The following is a 20,913-nucleotide window of genomic DNA, read 5'->3' as shown; positions in this document are numbered from 1 at the left end:
TTTTTGGAATGGTAATTGTAATTATATAGGGGTATAATAGGATATATTTGCTTTTTCTATATTTGCAGGCGTAAAAAACATTTTGAATGAGGTCTATGGCATGATTGTCTCTTGGATGACAACGAATAAGTGTAACTTGACGTGCAAGCACTGCTATCAGGACGCAGGTGAAAACAAGTCTGCAGAACTCACGACTTCAGAAGCGCTCAAGCTCATTGACGAAATAGCCAAGGCCGGATTCAAGATCATGATTTTTAGCGGTGGCGAACCGATGACCCGCCCGGATATCGTGGAACTTGTGGCCCATGCCCGCGAACGTGGACTCCGCCCTGTGTTTGGCACGAACGGAACGCTTATCACGCACGACCTCGCGTTCAAGCTCAAGGAAGCGGGTGCTATGGCCATGGGTATAAGCGTTGATAGCATTGATCCCAAGCGTCATAACGATTTCCGTGGCCTTCCGAACGCCTTTGAACTCACGTTGATGGGTATTGAAAACTGCAAGGCGGCGGGCCTCCCGTTCCAAATTCACACGACTATCATGGACTGGAACCAGAACGAAATCTTCGACATCATGGACTGGGTCAAGGAAATTGGTGCCGTGAACCACCAGATTTTCTTCCTTATTCCGGTGGGGCGAGGCAAGGAAATCGAAGGTCATGCGCTCCGCGTTGCCGAATACGAAGGCCTTCTCCGCAAGATTATGGAAAAGAGCCGCACGCTTGGAATTCCAGTGAAGCCCACATGCGCTCCGCAGTTCCTCCGCATTGCAGACCAACTCGACATCAAGACTCGTTACAGCCGTGGTTGCCTTGCGGGCCTTGACTACTGTATCGTAAGCCCGATCGGCAAGGTTCGCCCTTGCGCTTACATGATGGAAGAAGCGGGCGATGTTCACGATACGCCTTTTGACGAAATTTGGGCGAATGCCGACGTGTTCAAGAAGCTTCGCACCAAGGCGTATGCTGGAGCATGTGGCAAGTGCAAATTCAATGACCGTTGCGGTGGCTGCCGCGCCCGTGCCGCTTACTATCACGACGGCGACTACATGCAAGAAGATAGCTACTGCGCTTACGGAAGAGGGTTGAAGTAAGTATGAACAACGTAACCGACAGCGGTGCGAATTTCTCGTCTGATGATATTCGTTTCATGCGTATGGCTCTTCGCCAGGCCCAGATTGCTTTTGACATGAAGGAAATCCCCATTGGTTGCGTGATTGTAAAAGACGGAGTCGTGATAGGGAAGGGCTACAATCAAGTCGAACAACTCAAGGACGCGACCGCTCATGCCGAAATCATTGCGATTGGCACGGCTGCAAGCACGCTCGATAACTGGCGTTTGGACGGCTGCACGCTTTACGTGACGCTTGAACCGTGCCCCATGTGCGCAGGAGCTATCCTCAACAGTCGCGTTTCCCGCATTGTCTACGGTTCTCCGGATTCCCGTTTTGGCGGCTGCGGCACGACTATTGATGTCATTACCGGCAATGCCCTCAAGCGCGCCGTAGAAGTTACGGGTGGCGTTCTCGCTGATGAATGCCTCGGCCTCCTGAAAGGCTTTTTCCAGCAGATGCGCCTTGAAAAAGGTGATACTGGCGCGAAACCACCTACTCCGTAACATTTTTTACTTAAATTTAAGGCATGAATTTTATCAAGTTTGGCGCTTTTTCGGCGCTCTCTGTTGCTTTATTGACTCTTTGCTCCTGCGAACGGAACGAGATACATCTTGCTTTTAACACGCAGACTGTTGCCCCGCAGTCGTTCGTTCTCGAATCTACGTTGAATGCGAGCCTACCGGGGGATTCTGTGAATGTTCCCGAATCCATGCGTACGCATGTGAGTGTTCGTAGTACAATGAGTCTTCTCATGTCTTACGATAACGGTTCTGGTCGCTTCGAGATGAAGATTGATTCTGTCGATTACACAAGCGACAAACGCTCCGTCGATGAATTCCGTAACATCGAAAAGTACCTTTCCATTCAGAATTTCCAGTTCAAGCTCAATCACGATGGTATCATTACCGATCCGACCATCGAAAATGCAATGGACATGCCTTCCGAAGACGAACTTAATTTGATTCCGCTTTTCCTCAAGGCTCAACCGTTGCTCCCTGAAAAGCCGGTTAAACTTGGAGAATCCTGGGAACGCCAAATGCCGATTTTTGGCAAGGGTAATAGTTCCACGACTGTCTACAAGACATTCACATTGCAAGATGTGTATTTGCAAGACGGTGTGCGCATGGCGAAAATTCACATGGGCATGAAGTATTTGGAACTTCCGGATACAACCTCGAATTTGCAGTTGAAAAGTAGCGACTACGTTGTGGGCGATGGAATGGTTCTCTTTGATGTAACTCATGGAACGATTGCTTCTGCAGAAATGAATATTGTCGCCGTTCTTGATGTGTGTGACCTCGTTGCAGGCGACACGCTCCCGAGCTTGAATGTCAATCAGAAAATTACGCTGAGGAACCAACAATGATTCGTAGCTTTGTGTGCTCCTCGATTTTAACAGTCCTTGCCGCTAGTGCAGTCTTTGCTTCGGGCATGCCGTTCCCGGTTGCTGAAAATGGCAAGGTCCTTTTGAAAGAAAAAGACAGTCCTTATGTGCTCGAACAGGGCGTGGTTGTCGGCGAAAAAGATTCTTTAGTCATTGAACCGGGTGTGACCGTTCTTATGGGTGAGTTTGCAAAACTCATGATTCAGGGGACGATTAAAATTGCGGGTACGAATGACAAGCCTGTTGTTTTTAGCGGTGCGGATTCCGTTGCGAACTGGAATGGTTTTCACATCATGTCTAGTGCGCGTCCTTTTGAAATCAAGAATCTGACTGTCGAAAACGCGTTCCGCAATACTATTTTCCGTTCTCGTGGTACGCTTGAAAACGTAAGTTTTTTCAATAACTATTATGGTTTGTGGGTCGATGAAAGCCCCGATGTCACTTTAGTACATTGCACTTTCGCACACAACCGCTATGCGATTTCCGTGAGGGCCGGTCGAGTCGTTTCGAATGGCACCAATGTCTCTGAAAACGTTTATGGACTTTATCTCGAATCTGGTGGAAAACTCGATGGCGATACGGACTTGATCCGTAACAATCAGGAATCTGATATTCGCAGTGAAGCCGCAGACTTGAAGTTGAGCAAAAAGCGAGTACGCCGCAATGTGTGGCATAATATCGAGTCGCGTTTTTAAGGGGTAGTCGTGGAAGAAGCTTTTCGTAGAGCCATACGTAAGATGACTGGGGCAAGCGTTCGCTTGGCCGTTCGTCCGAATCGCTCGGCTATCGTTGCGACGCTTTCTCAGTCCATGATGGTCACGTGGTCTATCGCGCTCTTTGAACATCTCGATGCCATGCTCAACAACCCGAACGCCAATGTCGGCAGTTCCGAACTGATTTCGTTCAGCGAATCCGCCTGGAAACTTTGTGAGTCCGGATTCCCGCAAATTTTCAAGGATTGCGAAAAGCTTTATAGCGAGTTCCGCGCCAAGTGGATCCAGCGATTCTCGACTGACGAAGTTTTACGCCTCCTGCTCGAGGGCGGCGATTTCCTGGTGCATGACGAAGAAAAGGGTTGGGCTTTAACAGTCAAGAACAACAAGCAGGACATCAACAACTTTTACTCGGCAACGATTCACTTGCTTGTAAGCGATGCAGAACCGCTGTTCGTGCGTATGCATGGCCGCGTGATGCAGTTGCAAGAAAAACTTTGCAAGTATTGGCTTTCCGAAAGCGCTGTAGATCCGGTGTCCAAGCTTTTGCCGTGCCTAGAGGCTTCGCTTCGTGAAAAAGAAAACGCGATGGTCGTTTCGCTACGTACATCGTTGAACTCTCTTGCAAAAAAGCGTTTTGCGGCGGCATTTTCCTCAAAAGGTCCGGTGCGCTATTATTCGTCCGCGATGTCTTGTGCAAGGAATGTGGGGCGTTTTTGGAACCCGCATTACGCGTACGAAAATTGCTTTTTGGCATTCACGGATGACTTTTGCGATTACGCGCAAGGCCTTACAACGCAAATTATTGAATGGTACCAAAGTAAGTGGTCCCTTTTCCTTCGCGGGTTCTCTCGCGGTCAGTTAAACTTGTTTGAAACAGTCGCTCCTTATCAAGCGCAGAATGTGTAGGTAAAAAATGAAAAATGCATTCAATACGATTCTTGTTTTAACGGTGGTGGGTTTTGCAACCCTTATCGTAGGTGCTCTTTACTTTGGCGCACCTGCATTCGGTTGGATAATCATGATCGCCATTATGGCTGTTTACCTGGTCGAACAGCTTTCTGCAATCCGCAAGATGAAGCAGATTATTGCTGAAAACGATATTATTGATGCTTGTGAAAGCGAAAACGTTTATCCTGAATTGGATAGTGGTGTAGTCGGCAAGCGCATTGAAATGGCAAAGCGCCTCTTGCAAAAGAATATCCGCTTGGATTCTCCGATTGCTTTTGAAGTGCTTACGTCCGGTTCTTCGATTCCGCTCAACCGCAGCGTAGGTTCGACGGTTATTCTCCTCGGCCTTATGGGTACGTTCTTCGGTCTTATGCAGTCTGTGGCAACAGCCGGTGGTGCCATTGACAATTCTACGACTCAGGGAACACTTGATACTATCCAGGTGCTTTTCCAGAACATGAAGGGCATTTTTGGTACGAGCCTTTGTGGCTTGTTTGCCGCCTTGATTCTGAGTGCAAGCCGCACAGTGCTCAGCTCCAAGCGCGATGAATTTATGGCTCATCTCGATGCCTTTACGCTTGATATGCAGGATTCTGTGAGCGAAAAGGGCGCTATCGAAGAAGACAAGAGTGAACTTGAACGCCTCTTTGATTCTGTGGAAAAGAACTTGTCCGTGATAGCATCTTCTGTAAAGGATGGTTTGGCTGGTGTTGTTTCTATGGTGGGCGAAGAACTCTCTGCCATGACATCGAAACTCAACCAAGATGTCGTGGATTCCGTCCAGAAGGTTTCTTCTGAAATGACTTCTTCTATCAAGACTGTCAATAATTCCTTGGCTCAGTCTGTTGCTAACATGAATGAATCTGCCCAGAAGTTTGGTGAACTTGTCGGTGCTTCTGTAACGGATGCCTTCAAGCCGATTAATGAAAATATCGGTGCTCTTTCTGCTTCTGTCGAATCGATTCCTTCTAAGCTAGACGAAAAACTCAATGGCATTTCTAACGCTTTGAATGTTGGCCTCGATGGTATTTCTTCTGGCGTGAAAACTTCGCTCGAAAGCGTGGCTTCCGATGTTAAGGCGGGGCTCGATGGCGTTGCATCTGATGTCAAGGCCGGTCTTCAGGATGTGGCGAAAGGCACGATGGATGTGGCATACCTTACCAAGGATGCTATGGACGAAGCTTCTAAGAGCATTGGTGATTCTGTTGCCGAACAGGTCAAGCAGTCCAGCGAACAGTGGACGAACTTTATGCAGCGTCTCGAATCTGAAACGACTGCCAACGTGGATTCCCAGCGCGAAGGCCTCGAAACGCTCAAGAGCGTTGCTCTTCAAGTTGCCGAAAAAGCTCAAGCCGGTTCTGCAGAACTCTCCCAGAACGTCTCCGAAAAGCTCGGAGCCCTTTCTTCCGACATTCTCGGTGCATTCCAGAAACTTTCCGAAACCTCCAGCGTTCTTTTGGAAGCGCAAAAGGCTCTCACCGAAAGTATCGACAACCGCGTGGTCAAGGAAAAAGAAGCCACGGATGCTCTTGGCGGAAACATCGTGGAAACCGCAGAACTTATGCGCGTGAACCAGTCCGAACTCAGCGCCAACCTCGAAATGTTGCGTAGCGGTCTCGAAACGATTCTCGAAAAGCTCTCCGGCGATACGGCTGAACACGAAGAAGAAGACAACTTTGTCGAACACCTCAACCAGTCTCTTGAAGCCTTCCACGAACGCGCCAGCGAAGTGCTCATGGAAAATGCGGTCAAGACTCAGGAAATCTTGCTCGAAGTTCTCGAACAGACACAGCGTTCTGCAATCCCTGCTCAACCTAAAGCTGAAGGTTAATCATGCGTCGCAATAGAGACGAAAATAGCAATCCATGGATGGCGTACACGGACTTGGGCGTTGCCCTCGTTTCGCTCTTTATCCTTGCGTTTGTGGCCATGGCGACCCTCAAGGAACAAAAAGCGGAAGACCTGACGCGTACCGAAGAAGAAGTGCTCAGCTGCCAGGAACAGATGCGTAAAATTGCGGCTGAACGCAATGCGCTTTTGTCCAAGAGCTTGCAGACTTCCATCGAAGCGGGCCTCATTGGTCTTGAAGACGGTAAGATCCAAATTCAGGCGAGTTTCCTTTTCCCGATTAACGGTGCAAATCTCACCAAGGAAGGCGAGGGCGTGATTCGAGGCATCAGCAAGGGTCTTTTGGAAGCGCTTGATTCTACTGACGTCATCATGGTGAGTGGCTTTACCGACGACATTCCGTTTAGCGGTTCGACATCTTATACGAACTGGAACCTTTCTACAGAACGCGCTGTGAACGTGGTCAAGATGCTCGTGAAAATGGGCTTCCCGCCTGACAGGCTCTTTGCCGCAGGCTTCGGCGAACACCGCCCGAAGTACCCGAACGATAGCGAAGAACACCGTCGTTTGAACCGCCGCGTAGAAATCGGTGTAACGCCGCTCCAGTCGAACAACATCGAAAAAGAAACCGCTAAAGTCGAGGTGACTCGCTAATGGAAGAGCTCACCGAAAAACTGTCCGAAATCAAGGCTAGCATCGATGCCATTCGCAAGACTGGCAAGCTTTCGCATTGGCGGATGGTTTATGCGGATACGCTTTGCACACGTGCGCAAGAATACATGGCTGTGGATCGCTACCCAGAAGCGAAACTTGTGGCCGAAAAACTGGAACGCTGGATCAAAGCTCATGAGCCAGCCCTTGTGACAAACACGGGTGATGCACGCCCGCCGATGATTTTCTGGAATGCGAATCTGCTGAACAATATTGTTAAACGCATTCGTTCGACGCTTGATGCAAAGAAAATGCTCGTGCCGTCTACGGAACGTGATTCCATCAATCGTCGTTTGAACGTTGTCGATGGCTGGATCCAGAAAGGCGAATTCCTCGTTGCTCACGATGAACTTTTGGCGCTCCGCAGTGCCTTGATTGCTCGACTCCGCCGCAGTTACCGCGCCCGCATTGTCGCATCGTCTGTGTACAGTGGCGGATACGTTCAGCCAGCTGGCTCGACCGTAGGTCTTTACAACTCGCTCCATACGCTCGAAGAAACGTTCCACATCGTTGGTGAACACGACCCGATTTGGATCGAAGACTTCCTCGAAATTTACAACGATTTGTTTAGAATCGTGGATCGCTTAGTACCGCAAGAAAAAAAATAATGTAGATTAATTCATAGTTAGTTGTTTACAAAGGATTAACTATGGTTTCCAATTCTAATAAGTTTTTTCTTTTAGGGGCGCTTATGTCCGTAAGCGCCTTTGTGGGCTGTTCGAGTGAAGATAAAGTGTTGTACACGGGGTATGAATCAAGCGAAATAAAAGATGGTAAGCTAGTCGATTCCCGTGATGGCAACGAGTATGGTGTTGCATATTTGGGTGGCATGTATTGGATGACTGAAAATCTTCGTTATGCCGATAGCAGCATCACTGAAGCACTTAAGGGAAATTCCTGGTGTTTGGAAAACGACAAAAAAGAATGTGAAAAGCTTGGCCGTCTGTATTCCTGGAAAGCCGCTCGAGAAGCGTGCCCCGTTGGCTGGGAACTCCCGACTTCTCAAAATTGGAATCAATTACTTTCGTATATCGACGTTCACAATGGTAGCGAAGGCGTTGGAACAAGTTTGAAGTCTCTTGAAGGCTGGGATGAAGATGTTGCTTCTCCAACAAATCGTTTTGGCTTTAATGCGCTTGCCGCTGGTCGCCGAAACAATGATGGTGAGACTTTTATGAGCAAAGGGAAAAATGCTTTCTTCTGGAGTTCAAACAACAAGGATGATGGAACGGCCTATGGATGGAATTTGCGCAATGATAACGATTTGCTCCAAGAAGGTTATTTTTACAAGGATCACGGCCTCTCCGTTCGTTGCGTAGCAAAAGATGGAAGTGTTAAGGTCTCTGGTTCTTTAGATTCATCCTATATCGAAAAAATTCCTCATAATTACGGTACTTTAAAATACAAAGACGTAACATATAGAACCGTAAAAATTGAGGGCTTAGAATGGATGGCTGACAACCTCAATTTTGAAGCAGAGGGGAGCCATTGCTATAATGATGACAAGGATAATTGCAAAGAATTTGGTCGTCTCTATTCATTTGAAACGGCGCAAAAGGTTTGTCCGGAAGGCTGGCATTTACCCACGTCTAGTGATATCACTGTTTTGCTGAATTACGATTCGTCTAGCAGAAATTTACGTTCTAAGACAGGTTGGACTAGCAATACATCGACAGGACTTAATTTCTGGGGCTTTGATGCCAAGGCTGCTGGCGGTAAAGAAAATGGCGATTACTTTGATTTGAAAATGAGCGCATATTTTTGGATTGACGCAAAGGTGGGGGACGATGCTTCAGCATTGTGGATCAATTACTATCAAGATCAACCGTCTCAAGTCAAGCGCAATGCAAAGAATGAATTCTCTGTCCGCTGCGTAAAAGACTAATAATTATTCACTTGAATAACAAAAAAAGAGGCCTCTACGGTCTCTTTTTTGCATTGTCACCCTGAGCAACGCGAAGGGCCTAGTCAATTCTTGTATAGCTGTCACCCCGGCCTCTGTGCTCTTTGACCACTTAGAGCTTTAGCTCTTATGTGGTCATGATCCGCGAATGGGGACGGGGTCGCCTTACACAGTTCCTATATGGAATCCAGTCAATTTTTGGCTAGCCCCATCCAGTTACTTCTTAAGTTTCTTCAGAATCGCGGCGGCTTTCGTGAATTGCTGCTTCACGGACTTCGGGCCCGTACCGCCTTCAATGTTACGCTTGCTTACGCTGTATTCGAACGTAAGCGTCTTCTTCATCTTGGCGACGTCCGGGACGCCTGCGGCGGCCCAAGCCTCGTCAGAAAGTTCCGTGAACTGCTTGCCCTGGCGTGCTGCATCGCCGACGAGGCTTCCCACGATGTGGTGGGCGTCGCGGAATGGAACGCCTGCTTCCACGAGCAAGTCAGCAAGGTCTGTTGCAAGGAGAGCTGGGAGCATCTTGGCGTGCATCGTTTCGAAGTTGAAACGAGCCGTTTCCAAAGCTTCCTTCATCACGCGGAGAATCACCTTCACATTGTGAACGCTGTCAAAGACCGGTTCCTTGTCTTCTTGCAAGTCGCGGCTGTAGCTGAGCGGAGCGCCCTTCACGAGTGTGTAAAGCGAAGTGAAATTGCCGAGCATGCGGCCAGATTTTCCGCGGATAAGTTCCATGGAGTCCGGGTTCTTCTTCTGCGGCATCATCGAAGAACCGCTGGAGAATGCATCGTGCAATGTGAGGAATCCAAATTCGCAAGAGCTCCAGTTCACAAAGTCTTCGGCGTAACGGCTCATCGTGTTCGCGATGATGGCGAGGTCGGCTTCGAATTCGAGCATCATGTCGCGATGGCTCACGGCGTCAATGCTGTTCGGGCTCACGTCCTTGAATCCGAGAGCTTCGGCCACGAGAGCACGGTGGTAGGGGAATGCAGAACCGGCCATAGCGCCACTGCCGAGCGGGAGCTGGCTATGCAATTCCAAGAAGTTATCGAGACGCTTCACGTCACGGCTCACGGCAAAGAACATGCTCATGAGGTAATGGCTAAAGTAAATCGGCTGAGCCTGCTGCAAGTGCGTGTAACCCGGCATCATCTTGCCAAAGTACTTCTTTGCAAGGTCCAAGACCGTTTCCATGAGTTCCACTTCGAGAGCGCGGATTTCGGCAGCGCGGTGACGCATGTAAAGCTTAAAGTCCGTGCAGACCTGGTCATTGCGGCTACGGCCCGTGTGGATTTTCTTGCCGAGTGCGCCGATGCGTTCGGTGAGTACGCGTTCCACGGCCATGTGGATGTCTTCGTCGCTATCGCACCAGAGGTCCTTACCGGCGTGGTAGTCGTCGAGAATGCTCTTGAGGCCGTCGCAAATCTTCTTATAATCAGCCTTCGAAAGAACTCCAGATTCAACAAGACCCTTGCCATGTCCGATGCTCCCTTCGATATCTTCTTCGATGAGTTCTGCATCAAACTGCAAACTGAAACTTAAATCGACCATGCTCTGGGCCATGCCGCTAGCAAAACGACCGGTCCACATGTTAGTCTGGGTATCTTTCTTCTTAGCCATTATAAACCTCAATTAAAAAGCCGTGAAAATCGGCAGGAATTTCACGGCAAAAGATAAAAAATTTTTTAGTCCCAGGGGCTCTTATCCCAAGAACTCTTGTGTACGGGTTTCTGTTTTTCGCGAGAGACGTCCGCCTTTTTTGTCTTTCGAGCATTTTCTTTCATGCATGTTTTCAAGTCTTCTGTGCGTTTTTCTCCAATCGCAAAACAAAGCGTTTCAACTTCTAGGTCTCGCGTGTATTTAGTACGGGCGACTTCGTACCCATCAACAAAAAATTCAAAGAACCCGTGTTTCATACCGCGGCTGCAGCGGCCTGTGGCGGTAACAGCCTGCTTGAATTCATCGACAAAATACCAATTTGCTTGTTCCATGTGCAAACCCGTGCAATTATAGGGTTGGTGTTGGTCGGCTTCTGTTTGAAATTTTTGATAAGATGAGCATGAGCAGAACAGAAATGCAGCTGCGCAAATTGCATAAATTTTAGTCAACTCGTACCTCAAAAAAAAGCCGTGAAACTCAAACTGAATTTTCACGGACAATGATAAAAATTAGAATCCAATTCCAATGCTGAATTTTAAGCCTTGGATGTGTTTATTCGTTTTCTTGTACTTCTTTGAAGATGTTTCTTCAACATAAGGTGTGTTGAAAAAGTCGATGAAGTACTTGGCTTGCAAGAGGAATGCGACACTGCTAGCTCGATTAAGCAATATACCACCGCCCACAAATCCGGTAAGTCCGTTCGTACTTAGCTCTTCTGCAGTGTAGGGGAGTTCGTCGTTGTCATCGAATGTAATATGCCAGCTGTAAGAAAGTCCACCGCCGACAAACGGAGTGTTGTTTGATGAACCGAACGGATAATAGACAGAAAGCGAAAAATCGTAGAATGTAGGCTTGTTGAGTTCGTCACCCATGTTGGTCAAGGTGAAGTCTAAACCGAAAAAGATTTTTTTTGCATCAAAGAGCGCAAACAAGCCAATCCCTGCAAGCATATTCGTATTGGGGGTAAGCTCAAGATCTCCAATGATATTCAAACCGAAATAGCCCGAAATGCCTTTTTTGCGAGGCTTTATTGTTTCCTGTTCAGTGACTGTGTAAATATCGTCATCGTCTGTGGCGAGTCGCTTGGAACCGATGTTTCTGGCAACGCGTTCGATGATTGGGTCGAAATCGTCTGGATTAGCCGCTTTGAGGCGGTCACTCCAGACCGGTTTCTCGTTATTCACGTCATACAATTTGAACGATGTGACAACGCTTTGGCCAAGACGCGTGAATTCGGCCATGATGAACTTGGAGCAGTTCTTTTGAATCGCAACTTTGTTGATTGATTCGTAGTCTCCAACTTTCACGGAGTCGTCTTCAGCGTAATTGACCAAAACATAGCGCCCATTCTCATCAATGTAAGCGTGCATGAGCTTTTCGGTTGTAATACCGAGGTCTTTATCAATACCGACAGTGCTGAACGGAGCCAAATAAACTCGCTCAGTGGCGTAAGTCAATGCAGTAAATGCAAGAGCCACTATAAAAAGTATTTTAAGCCTGTTCATCATGTCGGTACCTCATTAGTCCCAAACGCTTTTAGCAGGAGCGGCTTCTTCGTACGAAGGTTCTTCGGTCGGTTCGGCATTTTCGCCGCGCACCGCTTTAGGTTCCTCGACATCAGCCGGAATAGTTTCTTCCTGCTTTACTTTCTTTTGGGCCTTTTTCGTTGTATTGTACGGACGATCCCAGACGCTTACGGATTCGGTAGAATTGCCTTTGTAATCCTGTCTCAGCACATAGGTGTCGATAGGAATTTCTATTTCATCCGGATAGGCTTGGTAAAGCCAAAGTGATAAGGTATAAGTCGGAAGGGCCCACAAAAGAGTAGCAAAAGACATGCTACGATGGACTTCAATTGAACCGACTCTCTGTCCGTCCAAGTAAGCTTCCAGTATGCCGCCAGCTCTAGTTCCTCGAGTCTGGAACGAACAATCGTCGTCGTTTCCCATCTTGCAGACCAAATAACCATTGAGGTAAATGTCATAGGGCCTTGATGCGTATTGGGTTGCAACGATGTTAGTGCGCCCAGAGAAACATCCAGTCAGGTTTAGTGACATGGATGTTAGCAGCAAAATGGGTAATACTCTGGTCTTCATTTTAAGAATCCAACGTTAGAAACCGATGGCAAGGCCCAGGCTGAACTTGAAGCCGTTCATATAGTGCTTCTTTTCGATGACGTTGGTATTGCCTTTGTCGTCTGTTTTGAATTCGATGAACGGAGTTTCAAAGAAGTCGATAAAGTAGTTGACTTGAGTGATGAACATGACTCGGCTTGCGCGGTTGAACAAGACACCACCACCGATCTGCATAGAAATACCATTTGCTTCGGAGTCATCAACGTAATGACCATTAATATAGCGATCATCATTGTTGTTCATACGCATACTGTAAGAGAGACCGCCGCCTGCAAACGGAGAAATATTCGATGTATTGAATGCATAGAAGGCAGAAAGGGTCAAGTCGATAAGTGTTGTTCTGTCATCATTATCGCCCAAGTTGCTCATAGACCAGTCAAAACCGAAGAGGAGATCCTTTGCATCGTACAAGACAAATGCACCAAGTCCAGCATCCATTTTTGCTTCGGACGGATTAAGCGGGAGAGAGCCCACAATCTTACCGCCCCAATAAGAAGTTACGCCCTTCTTTTTCGGATTCTTGGTTTCTTGTTCGGTGACCGTGTAGATATCGTCATCGTTAGTTGCTTTGCGCTTTGTACCGATATTTTTGGCCACACGCTGGATAATCGGGTCGAAATCATCGGGGTTCTTGGCCTTGAGTCGGTCGCTCCAAACCGGAGATTCGTTATTCACATCGTAGAGTTTGAACGCCGTAATGACGTTTTCGCCAAGTCGGGTGAATTCAGCCAAGATGAACTTGGTGCAATTCTTATCTTTTGCAATCTTGTTGGCGGATTCGCGGTCGCCAGCTTTCACAGAATCTTCTTCGGTGTAGTTGACCAAAACATAGCGACCATTGTCATCAATATATGCATTCATGAGTTTTTCGGCGGCGATGCCAAAATCTTCATTCAAGCCCACCATGCTGAACGGAGCCAAATAAACGCGCTCTGCTGCATAAATGGAGGCTGCAAGAGCAAGTGTTGCTGCTAAAAGCTTCTTGACGCAATTCATATTCATATCCTTTTGTTTGCTCGTTTTCCACTTATTTTTGCATTTTCATAAAAGTCATGAATATGCAATTTTTAAGTAAAAAAGAGTCCTTATTTAGACATAATCTAGTAATTATAAGGTAAAAAGAAAAGTTTTTTTTGCAGTAAACGGACTAATTGTTGATAAGCGGGCAAAAAAACACGCTAAAATGCGTATTTTGAAGATAAAAAAGTCAATTTTCGAGTTCTTTTTCCAAAATTTCTTTCATTTTATGCGTCAATTTGGTCGCACTTTTGGTCATTGGCATGTCTGCATATTCATTTATAGAAATTGGCGCAAGAACTTTCAATTTGTACAAATACTTTTCTGTTGGATGAAATTGCAATAATTTATCGTGTTTACGGAGTCCAATTTTCTCGTTGCCGCCAAAGAAAATTGGAATAACATCATTTTTGGAATAAAGTGCAAATCGTGCAGCGCCTTTCTTGAATTCCCAGGATTCATTCGGCTTAGAACGAGTCCCTTCGGGGAATATAATAAGGTTATTGCCTTCGTCCATCGATTTCTTTGCTTGTTCCAATTGCTCATCAAAAGGAATGTTATTTGGAATGTAGAGATTCTTTATAACAAGAGAAATAAATTTATTTTGAATGAGTTCACCTTTTACAATGCAGTCTGCGTTCGGAACTAACGAAAAGAGTATGACCACGTCAAAAATGGAAGGATGGTTTGCAATCACGACTTTCGATTGGATGTTTTTGAGCGCTTCTTTGTTTTCTATGGTGAGGTGAACGATGCCTAGAATTATTGAAATTTTGACGAAAATTTTAAAATAACGATGGTTGAATTTCCTCGCCATTTTTTTGAATTTCTTTCCCGAAAACCCCGAAAGCAAGTGCATAACTGGGAACAAAAAAATCGCAAGAATCAGGCTACTGAATCCGAAAAACGCAAAACAAAACAGCTTTGCGATAACTCGTATGATGTAGCGTATTTTTGCCATTTGCGTTACGACCGTTGCATATTAATGGCGCAGAGAAATGCGATTGCTTGCTCTGCGGCCGTATCGAAGTTATTGTGTAGCATTTTAAGGTATGCCAGTTGGCTTGTAACGTCTACATTTTTCAACGCTGGATCCGCCTTAGATTCTTCCGTAGTAAGCCTTAAAGCAATTGCGCAAACCGCGTTTGGATACGGGACTCCGGCTACGGGGGCGTAAACTTCGGGAATAAGTTCATCTGCAAATATAAATGTGCGCGTATCGCAGGACTCGTTTTCGAGTGCCGCAATGCAATCTGCAAGACCTGTAGTAAACGCATCTTTTCCGGAGAATACAGCAGAATAGCCTGCAGTATTGGATTCTAGAATTGTTGCATTTGCAATTGAAGCGTTAAATACAGAAAGGCTGAAATGTGCAGGCGAAACCATGCCCGTATCGATGAGCGCTTGCGAAATTTTGAGTTGCTGGTTGATTTCGCCAAATTGCGATGCGAACGTCACTTTGCATGGTTCAAGCTTGTTGCCGCGAGAATCGCGCGAAACCTGATCACTGACAAGAACGACCATTCGTGAAATAGAACTTAAGCGCCGGCGCGTAAGCATCGGGACAAAAGAAACGTCTGGCTTAGGTTGCGCTTCGGTCGGAATAAAACTTGCAACTCTTTCGATAAAGACTTTGGCCATGTTACTTTTTGCGGAAACGGAGGAGGGAATAGGCGTTGGGGCCTACATTGTGGTGCGCTTCTTTCAGTTCGAATCCCGCAATTTCAATGGCGTGCTTGAGTTCTGCATAGCGGTACATTTTGCTGTTACCGTTGGCGATGCAGGTGAAGTAAAGCGATGTGGCTTGCAGAGAGTAGGCGGCTGCTTCAAAACGTTGCTTGTCCCAAAGTGGTTCCAGAACATAAATGTCTGTATCCGGTGTTGCGGCTTTGTGGATTTTCGTCAAGATTTTCGTGACTTGTTCAAGCGAAAAACAGTCCAAGAACTGGCTCATCCAGACGGCGTCAGCTCCTTGCGGAAACGCAGTCGAATCATCTAAAACGTTACACGAAATAGTGTCTATGCGGTCGGCAAAACCGGCTGCTGCGGCGTTCTTTTCGGCAACTGCGGTTTGTCCCGGCAAATCGATGATAGACACTTTAACATCATCATTGTATTTGCAACAGGCGATTGCCCATTTTGCTGTGTTTCCACCAATGTCGAAAAGACGTTTTACGGGATTTTCGAAAACGATTGGGAGAGCTTCGGGGAAAGCTAAATCGGAGTAAAAGTGATCAAAGCCAAACCAACTCTTTTTTTGCTGTTCGGTGAGCTGTGAAAGACCTTCGTACACTGTTTTCCATGGTCCCAAGTGCGGAAGTCCAGCAGGTTTCCCTGTGCGGATGGATTCTTCGAGATTCTCTGCACCACGGTAGCAGATGTCTTCTGAAAAGTCCATATTCACTTGAGTCATTTCGTCTTTCATGAGGAAAAAACCGATTTTACCAAGCGTGAGACGTAAATCGTCTTCGCTAGAATCCTTGTGGATTTTAATGGCACCCATGCCAAGCCCCATCTCGACCAGCACACCAATGCCATAAAGCGATATTCCAAGCTTTTGGGACAATTCCGAGATGGTGATTCCTTTTTTGCGGGCATTGCTAATTTCGTCTAAAATGCCCATGTTCCTAAGAGCGCGGGCAGCCTGGAAACTAAGGGGGGCAAAAGCAATTTTTTGCGCTTCGAACTTGGCGTTTACGGCGTCGATAGTATCGTTTTTATAAAAATCGAACATGTTATCTCTGTAGCGAAATCATGAAAGAATAAAGCAACATTAATATAAAATTATTTTTCTATATTGCCTATTCAAGAAAATAAACCTTGATTGAGGTCGCTAGTAAAATGTCCGATTTGAATACCCGTATTAAGGAAGTCATTATTGAATCCCTTGAACTTGAAGATATCACGCCTGCCGATATTGTAGATTCTGCTCCGATTTTTGGAAAGAACGAAGCTGGCGAAGGGCTTGGGCTTGATTCAATTGATGCTTTGGAATTGGGCATTGCCATTAAGGAAAATTTTGGCGTTACGTTCTCTACTGTTAAGGAAGAAACCAAGAAGCATTTTGCATCGGTAAATGCACTTGCAGATTACATTTCTGCAAACTCTAAGGGCTAATTCATGGACAAACAAGTCATTTTCGAAAAGATTAAGGCAGCCCTTATTGAAGATTTCGACTTGGAAGAGGAGCGCATTGTCCCAGAAGCTCGACTTTACGAGGATTTGGAACTCGATAGTATCGATGCCGTAGATTTGATTGTCAAGTTGAAGTCGTTTTTGCCGAGAAACATTGACCCGGAATCATTCAAAAAAATGCGCACTCTTCAAAACGTGGTCGATGGTGTTTATAATCTTGTCCAAAATTCGGAAAATAGGTAATGAAACCTATGGCGGGAAAGATTCTCTTTACCGCGATTTCTGTTTTGTATCCGGTAATTGTCTATTGCGGGCTTAATTACTGGGGACTTTCTCCACGGCGCTTAAGCATTATGCTTTTAGCGCTTGCTTTTTACCATTTCTTGAATTTTACGCAAAGCAAAACCCATGCGGAGCGTGGGCGGACGGGGGCTTTTGTTGCGCTGATTTTGGTATGCGCAACGGTCGCTTTTTTTGCAAATAACATTTTATTTGTCAAGTTTTACCCTGTGCTTGTGAACTTGAGCTTGCTCTCGTTCTTTGGTTTTACGTTGTGGAGACCACCCAGTTTTGCCTTCCGCATGGCAACTCTTCATGACAAGACCTTGGAAAAATCGCCTTCGTTTAAAGCGGTGGAAGAATATTGCCGAAAAGTGACAATTGCTTGGTGCATCTTTTTCATTGTGAACGGTTCTATCGCTGCATTTACAGTTTTCGTAGGTTCCGATAAAATTTGGTCGTTGTACAACGGGCTTATTTCTTACATTTTAATCGGGATTTTCTTTACTATGGAATATTTGGTTCGAAAAATGATGCAGTGTAAAATGCAGTCTTACATTCCTGTATGTGATTTGGAATTGGATTCCCGTCCAAGTGGCGCGCTTGTCAGTTTTAGTTCTGGTGAAGGTGATGCCGGAAATAAGACTTGGGCCGATTTTGTAAGCGATGTATCCAAGGTGAGATATTATTTGGAAGCGCGTGAAAATACGCCGTGGATTTTACATTGCGAAGATTCGTATTACTTTACGGTGGCTTTGCTGGCGATGCTTCAAAGCGGGCGCAAAGCGCTTGTAACTGCAAATCGCCAAGAAGCATTTATCAAGGAAATCAAGAAGCCGGAATATGGGTTCTTGACGGATGAACCGTTTGCTGGTAGTGTTGCTGGCGTGAACGAAATGCCGGCGACTTTGATCCAGGATGTGCTTGGTAATGAAAATGCGCATTGTTCGGATGGTGACAAAGCTCGCGAAATCAAGTTCGGCAAGTTTGACAAGTCCAAAGCCGAGATGGTGATGTACACGTCGGGTACGACGGGTGAACCGAAGGCTGTGTACAAGCGCTTTTTGCAATTTGAAAATGAACTTTTCGAACTTGTGAAAGTCTTTGGAAATGACTGGGTCAACCGCAAGGTTTATAGCACGGTCAACCACCACCATATTTACGGCTTGTTGTTTACGGCGCTCTTGCCGATTGCGACTGGGCTTCCGTTCCGCAGGCATCGTATTGATTTTCCGACAGAACTAGCAAATATTGCAGGGGAAGCCGCGGTAATCGCTTCGAGCCCTGCGTTCTTGAAACGTTTATCTGCAGAAACGGATAAGCCGATTGACTTTAAATGTCCTCCGATTATTTATTCGTCCGGAGGTCCGTTGCCCGAAGAGGTGGCTCGCAAGGCCTGTGAACTGACGGGATTTTGGACGATGGAAATTTACGGCAGTACCGAGACGGGTGGCATTGCGTATAGGCAATCCAAGAATGGACCGGTGTGGACTCCGTTTGAAGTTTGCAAGATGAGCGTTGCCGAAAACGGTTGCCTGAACATCAAGTCGAGTTATATTCTAGAACCCGAAGGCTTTACGACAGGTGACTTGGTGGACCTTTATGACGACGGTCGATTCTTGCTCAAGGGCCGTTCGGATTCGATTGTGAAGATTGAAGAAAAACGCATCTCGCTCCCGGAAGTGGAAATGCGCTTGAAGCAGACTGGGTTGGTGCAAGATGTGCGCGTGGTGCCGATGGTGGGTAAACGCCAATACCTAGCCGCTGCAATTGTGCTGAACGAAGTTGGACGCACAAAGTTTGCGGGCTCGCCGAAACTTGCGATCAATAATTATTTCCACGATTACTTGCTCAAATTTATCGAGAATACGGTTTCACCGAAGAAGTGGCGCTATCTTGAAGAACTTCCGCAGAATACGGAAGGCAAGATTCGCATGCGCGATATCCAGGCGCTGTTTGGCCTTGCCGAAAGTCCGAACTTCAAGATTCTCAAGTTCCGCCGTGAACCGGGTGCATTGACCGCTAAGCTTTTGTTCCCAGCGACGAGCGATTACTTTGACGGACATTTCCCGGATTTCAAATTATTGCCTGCGGTGGTACAAGTGGATATGGTTTTGCGTCTTGCGCGGAACTTCTTGGACGTGCCCAAGAATCTTTCGAAAATGAATCGTACGCGTTTTGCAAATCCCATTTTGCCGGACGTTCCTGTAATGGTGAAAATCACGTACGATGCGGAAGCTGGCAAGGTGACGTTCGCATACACGAGCGTTGATGGCGAAACTTCGTATTCTAATGGATCATTGATGATGGACGTTTCAACCGGTAACGTAGGCGAGGGCCAAAATCGTGGATAACACGGTAAAAGTTTGTGCCATCGTGCCTGTTTATCGCCACGAAAAAGCGTCGCGCCATGTCGTGAAATCGCTTGTCGATTTGAACATTCCCGTGATTCTCATTGACGATGGCAATACGCCCGAAGGTCACCAAGTTCTTTTTGAAATTGCAAAAGAATTTGCGAATGTCGAACTTGTGACGCATAAATGCAATCTCGGCAAAGGTGCGGCTATGCGAACTGGCATGGAAGCAGCGGTTGTGGCGGGCTTTACGCACGCTTTGCAAGTCGATGCCGACGGCCAGCACGATATGAATGCAATCCCGTTTTTTATAAACGAGACGAAGGAACATCCAGAAGACTTGATTTGCGGTTATCCAGAATACGACGAATCTGTGCCCAAGGCTCGAGAACAGGGCCGTAAGATTACGAATTTTTGGGTGGCAATTGAAACGCTTTCGCTCAAAATTCTCGATGCCATGTGCGGTTTTCGTGTGTATCCGCTCAAAACGTCTTGGCCAGTGATGAAGCGTTTGCATAACAAGCGCATGGGTGTTGATATCGAAATTATCGTTCGACTTGCGTGGGCTGGCGTGCAGATGCGTTTTTTCCCGGTGAAGGTGAATTACCCGAAAGACGGTGTTTCGAACTTTAGAATGTTCCATGACAACGTTGTAATTTCAATGACACATACGATGCTTTGCGTTGGTATGCTCTTTAGGCTCCCTTTACTTTTGTCCCGTCGCTTGTTTAAAAAGAAATAGTTATGAGCAAGCATTGGTCCGAAATCGAAGAAGTTGGCGGAAGTGTTTGGCATTTCCGTTTTATGCTTTGGATAGTGTGCCATTTGCCACTTTTTCTTGTTGAATTCTGTACGGCTGTAATATGTTTCTTTTTTTGGCTCGGGGCGGCACCTGTTCGTGCGCGTTCGAAAATTTATCTTGAACATTTGCGAAAATTAGGCGTGCGCGCAGGTGCGTTTGGAACGTATAAGCACATTCTTTCGTTTGCTCTTTCGATGGTCGAAAAGTTACGAGGCTGGAAGGGCGCTATCAAGCTCAATCAGATTGAATCGCAAAATGACGATTTGCAAATGCTCGTTTCGCAAATGAATCAAGGGCAGGGTGCTTTTCTGCTTTGTTCGCATCTGGGCAATATGGAAATGCTCCGTTCGCTCACGGAATATGGCGAATTCCATACATCAAGAAAGTTTCAGGTTTTTCCGGTAGTCGATTTGTCGGGATCGAAAAAGTTCAATGCGCTTTTGCGTGAACTGAATCCGGAATTGATGGAAAATGTAATTGATGCCAATTCCATTGATGTGGATTCTGCCATTTGGATGAAAGAGAAAATTGCAGATGGAAATCTTGTGGTGATTGCGGGAGATCGTACATCTGCTCATACGCGAAATCGTGTACTCGAAACAACGTTCTTGGGTGAGACTGCGAATTTCCCGGAAGGCGCTTTTTCGCTGGCGGGCATTTTGAATGCTCCCGTTTACTTTGTATTTGCGATTCGCAAACATGACTTTAATATCCGTTCGCCTTACGAAATGCACGTGGTGCGTGCCAAGACGAATCTGGACTGCTTGCGCAAGGAACGCCCTGCGCGCTTGAAAAAGCTTTTGCAGGAATACACTGAGCTGTTGGAAAGGCTGTGTAAAGAACATCCTTATCAGTGGTACAATTTCTACAATTTTTGGGACAGGTTAGAAAAATAGTGGAGAACAATT

General features: G+C 46.5%; 22 protein-coding genes. 14 read left to right on the top strand and 8 right to left on the bottom strand.

The window, feature by feature from the left end; all coding sequences use genetic code 11:
- The first annotated feature begins 100 nt into the window (after positions 1 to 100).
- From nirJ2 to BUA34_RS09540, 9 genes are all read left to right on the top strand, one after another.
- Positions 101 to 1,093, top strand: coding sequence for a putative heme d1 biosynthesis radical SAM protein NirJ2 (nirJ2, locus tag BUA34_RS09580; protein ID WP_072828803.1), 993 nt, complete (start codon positions 101 to 103; stop codon positions 1,091 to 1,093).
- Between the two features lie 2 nt (positions 1,094 to 1,095).
- On the top strand, positions 1,096 to 1,617 hold the full coding sequence (tadA, locus tag BUA34_RS09575; protein WP_072828801.1) for a tRNA adenosine(34) deaminase TadA: 522 nt from the start codon (positions 1,096 to 1,098) through the stop codon (positions 1,615 to 1,617).
- 23 nt (positions 1,618 to 1,640) lie between these two features.
- Complete coding sequence (locus BUA34_RS09570) at positions 1,641 to 2,480, top strand: hypothetical protein (RefSeq protein WP_072828800.1); 840 nt, start codon at positions 1,641 to 1,643, stop codon at positions 2,478 to 2,480.
- On the top strand, positions 2,477 to 3,193 hold the full coding sequence (locus tag BUA34_RS09565; protein ID WP_254794414.1) for a right-handed parallel beta-helix repeat-containing protein: 717 nt from the start codon (positions 2,477 to 2,479) through the stop codon (positions 3,191 to 3,193). Before BUA34_RS09570 ends, BUA34_RS09565 begins: the two co-directional genes overlap by 4 nt.
- 9 nt (positions 3,194 to 3,202) lie before the next feature.
- Entirely contained in the window at positions 3,203 to 4,120 is a 918-nt protein-coding gene (locus BUA34_RS09560) for a hypothetical protein (protein ID WP_072828799.1), read from the top strand.
- Positions 4,121 to 4,127: 7 nt separating this feature from the next.
- Entirely contained in the window at positions 4,128 to 5,993 is a 1,866-nt protein-coding gene (locus BUA34_RS09555; RefSeq protein WP_072828798.1) for a fimbrial protein, read from the top strand.
- Between the two features lie 2 nt (positions 5,994 to 5,995).
- The gene (locus BUA34_RS09550; protein ID WP_072828796.1) at positions 5,996 to 6,664 is read left to right on the top strand and encodes an OmpA/MotB family protein; all 669 of its coding nucleotides are present in this window, start codon (positions 5,996 to 5,998) and stop codon (positions 6,662 to 6,664) included.
- Positions 6,664 to 7,329 carry a hypothetical protein gene (locus BUA34_RS09545; RefSeq protein WP_072828793.1) on the top strand — a complete coding sequence of 222 codons (666 nt, stop codon included), beginning with the start codon at positions 6,664 to 6,666 and terminating at the stop codon, positions 7,327 to 7,329. The genes BUA34_RS09550 and BUA34_RS09545 overlap by 1 nt, the downstream gene beginning before the upstream one ends.
- An 83-nt stretch (positions 7,330 to 7,412) precedes the next feature.
- On the top strand, positions 7,413 to 8,606 hold the full coding sequence (locus BUA34_RS09540) for an FISUMP domain-containing protein (protein ID WP_254794413.1): 1,194 nt from the start codon (positions 7,413 to 7,415) through the stop codon (positions 8,604 to 8,606).
- 234 nt (positions 8,607 to 8,840) lie between these two features.
- Here the strand turns inward: BUA34_RS09540 and argH are convergent, their stop codons facing one another.
- From argH to BUA34_RS09500, 8 genes are all read right to left on the bottom strand, one after another.
- A complete protein-coding gene (gene argH, locus BUA34_RS09535; protein WP_072828787.1) occupies positions 8,841 to 10,244 on the bottom strand; it encodes an argininosuccinate lyase in 1,404 nt (467 codons plus the stop codon).
- Positions 10,245 to 10,309: 65 nt separating this feature from the next.
- Positions 10,310 to 10,615 (bottom strand): hypothetical protein, encoded by a 306-nt coding sequence (locus BUA34_RS09530; protein ID WP_072828784.1) that lies wholly within the window; start codon positions 10,613 to 10,615, stop codon positions 10,310 to 10,312.
- Positions 10,616 to 10,792: 177 nt separating this feature from the next.
- On the bottom strand, positions 10,793 to 11,791 hold the full coding sequence (locus BUA34_RS09525) for a hypothetical protein (RefSeq protein WP_139255922.1): 999 nt from the start codon (positions 11,789 to 11,791) through the stop codon (positions 10,793 to 10,795).
- Between the two features lie 12 nt (positions 11,792 to 11,803).
- Positions 11,804 to 12,379, bottom strand: a complete 576-nt coding sequence (locus tag BUA34_RS15765) for a hypothetical protein (protein WP_139255921.1) — start codon at positions 12,377 to 12,379, stop codon at positions 11,804 to 11,806.
- A 15-nt stretch (positions 12,380 to 12,394) separates the two neighbouring features.
- A complete protein-coding gene (locus BUA34_RS09515; RefSeq protein WP_072828778.1) occupies positions 12,395 to 13,414 on the bottom strand; it encodes a hypothetical protein in 1,020 nt (339 codons plus the stop codon).
- A gap of 211 nt (positions 13,415 to 13,625) precedes the next feature.
- On the bottom strand, positions 13,626 to 14,252 hold the full coding sequence (locus BUA34_RS09510) for a lysophospholipid acyltransferase family protein (RefSeq protein WP_254794412.1): 627 nt from the start codon (positions 14,250 to 14,252) through the stop codon (positions 13,626 to 13,628).
- 149 nt (positions 14,253 to 14,401) lie between these two features.
- Positions 14,402 to 15,076, bottom strand: coding sequence for a beta-ketoacyl synthase chain length factor (locus BUA34_RS09505; protein ID WP_072828772.1), 675 nt, complete (start codon positions 15,074 to 15,076; stop codon positions 14,402 to 14,404).
- Position 15,077: 1 nt separating this feature from the next.
- On the bottom strand, positions 15,078 to 16,169 hold the full coding sequence (locus tag BUA34_RS09500) for a methyltransferase (protein ID WP_072828769.1): 1,092 nt from the start codon (positions 16,167 to 16,169) through the stop codon (positions 15,078 to 15,080).
- A gap of 107 nt (positions 16,170 to 16,276) precedes the next feature.
- On the opposite strand from BUA34_RS09500, the gene BUA34_RS09495 reads away from it, so the two are divergent.
- From BUA34_RS09495 to BUA34_RS09475, 5 genes are read left to right on the top strand one after another with little or no spacing between them, the layout of a single operon-like run.
- Positions 16,277 to 16,552 carry a phosphopantetheine-binding protein gene (locus BUA34_RS09495; protein WP_072828766.1) on the top strand — a complete coding sequence of 92 codons (276 nt, stop codon included), beginning with the start codon at positions 16,277 to 16,279 and terminating at the stop codon, positions 16,550 to 16,552.
- Between the two features lie 3 nt (positions 16,553 to 16,555).
- On the top strand, positions 16,556 to 16,813 hold the full coding sequence (locus BUA34_RS09490; RefSeq protein WP_072828763.1) for an acyl carrier protein: 258 nt from the start codon (positions 16,556 to 16,558) through the stop codon (positions 16,811 to 16,813).
- Positions 16,813 to 19,203 carry an ApeI family dehydratase gene (locus BUA34_RS09485; protein WP_072828761.1) on the top strand — a complete coding sequence of 797 codons (2,391 nt, stop codon included), beginning with the start codon at positions 16,813 to 16,815 and terminating at the stop codon, positions 19,201 to 19,203. The genes BUA34_RS09490 and BUA34_RS09485 overlap by 1 nt, the downstream gene beginning before the upstream one ends.
- Positions 19,196 to 19,945 carry a glycosyltransferase family 2 protein gene (locus tag BUA34_RS09480; RefSeq protein ID WP_083579763.1) on the top strand — a complete coding sequence of 250 codons (750 nt, stop codon included), beginning with the start codon at positions 19,196 to 19,198 and terminating at the stop codon, positions 19,943 to 19,945. The genes BUA34_RS09485 and BUA34_RS09480 overlap by 8 nt, the downstream gene beginning before the upstream one ends.
- Positions 19,946 to 19,947: 2 nt before the next feature.
- Positions 19,948 to 20,901 (top strand): LpxL/LpxP family acyltransferase, encoded by a 954-nt coding sequence (locus tag BUA34_RS09475; protein ID WP_072828755.1) that lies wholly within the window; start codon positions 19,948 to 19,950, stop codon positions 20,899 to 20,901.
- The last annotated feature ends 12 nt before the right edge of the window (positions 20,902 to 20,913 follow it).

It is taken from the genome of Fibrobacter sp. UWB12 (assembly GCF_900142485.1).
GTDB lineage: Bacteria > Fibrobacterota > Fibrobacteria > Fibrobacterales > Fibrobacteraceae > Fibrobacter.
This window is presented reverse-complemented; position numbering and strand designations above follow the sequence as displayed.

Bases quoted from the DNA above. Each gene is read 5' to 3' on its own strand.
- nirJ2 (WP_072828803.1), top strand. From the start codon at position 101: ATGATTGTCTCTTGGATGACAACGAATAAGTGTAACTTGACGTGCAAG.
- tadA (WP_072828801.1), top strand. From the start codon at position 1,096: ATGAACAACGTAACCGACAGCGGTGCGAATTTCTCGTCTGATGATATT.
- BUA34_RS09570 (WP_072828800.1), top strand. From the start codon at position 1,641: ATGAATTTTATCAAGTTTGGCGCTTTTTCGGCGCTCTCTGTTGCTTTA.
- BUA34_RS09565 (WP_254794414.1), top strand. From the start codon at position 2,477: ATGATTCGTAGCTTTGTGTGCTCCTCGATTTTAACAGTCCTTGCCGCT.
- BUA34_RS09555 (WP_072828798.1), top strand. From the start codon at position 4,128: ATGAAAAATGCATTCAATACGATTCTTGTTTTAACGGTGGTGGGTTTT.
- BUA34_RS09550 (WP_072828796.1), top strand. From the start codon at position 5,996: ATGCGTCGCAATAGAGACGAAAATAGCAATCCATGGATGGCGTACACG.
- BUA34_RS09545 (WP_072828793.1), top strand. From the start codon at position 6,664: ATGGAAGAGCTCACCGAAAAACTGTCCGAAATCAAGGCTAGCATCGAT.
- BUA34_RS09540 (WP_254794413.1), top strand. From the start codon at position 7,413: ATGTCCGTAAGCGCCTTTGTGGGCTGTTCGAGTGAAGATAAAGTGTTG.
- argH (WP_072828787.1), bottom strand. From the start codon at position 10,244: ATGGCTAAGAAGAAAGATACCCAGACTAACATGTGGACCGGTCGTTTT.
- BUA34_RS09530 (WP_072828784.1), bottom strand. From the start codon at position 10,615: ATGGAACAAGCAAATTGGTATTTTGTCGATGAATTCAAGCAGGCTGTT.
- BUA34_RS09525 (WP_139255922.1), bottom strand. From the start codon at position 11,791: ATGATGAACAGGCTTAAAATACTTTTTATAGTGGCTCTTGCATTTACT.
- BUA34_RS15765 (WP_139255921.1), bottom strand. From the start codon at position 12,379: ATGAAGACCAGAGTATTACCCATTTTGCTGCTAACATCCATGTCACTA.
- BUA34_RS09515 (WP_072828778.1), bottom strand. From the start codon at position 13,414: ATGAATTGCGTCAAGAAGCTTTTAGCAGCAACACTTGCTCTTGCAGCC.
- BUA34_RS09510 (WP_254794412.1), bottom strand. From the start codon at position 14,252: ATGGCGAGGAAATTCAACCATCGTTATTTTAAAATTTTCGTCAAAATT.
- BUA34_RS09505 (WP_072828772.1), bottom strand. From the start codon at position 15,076: ATGGCCAAAGTCTTTATCGAAAGAGTTGCAAGTTTTATTCCGACCGAA.
- BUA34_RS09500 (WP_072828769.1), bottom strand. From the start codon at position 16,169: ATGTTCGATTTTTATAAAAACGATACTATCGACGCCGTAAACGCCAAG.
- BUA34_RS09495 (WP_072828766.1), top strand. From the start codon at position 16,277: ATGTCCGATTTGAATACCCGTATTAAGGAAGTCATTATTGAATCCCTT.
- BUA34_RS09490 (WP_072828763.1), top strand. From the start codon at position 16,556: ATGGACAAACAAGTCATTTTCGAAAAGATTAAGGCAGCCCTTATTGAA.
- BUA34_RS09485 (WP_072828761.1), top strand. From the start codon at position 16,813: ATGAAACCTATGGCGGGAAAGATTCTCTTTACCGCGATTTCTGTTTTG.
- BUA34_RS09475 (WP_072828755.1), top strand. From the start codon at position 19,948: ATGAGCAAGCATTGGTCCGAAATCGAAGAAGTTGGCGGAAGTGTTTGG.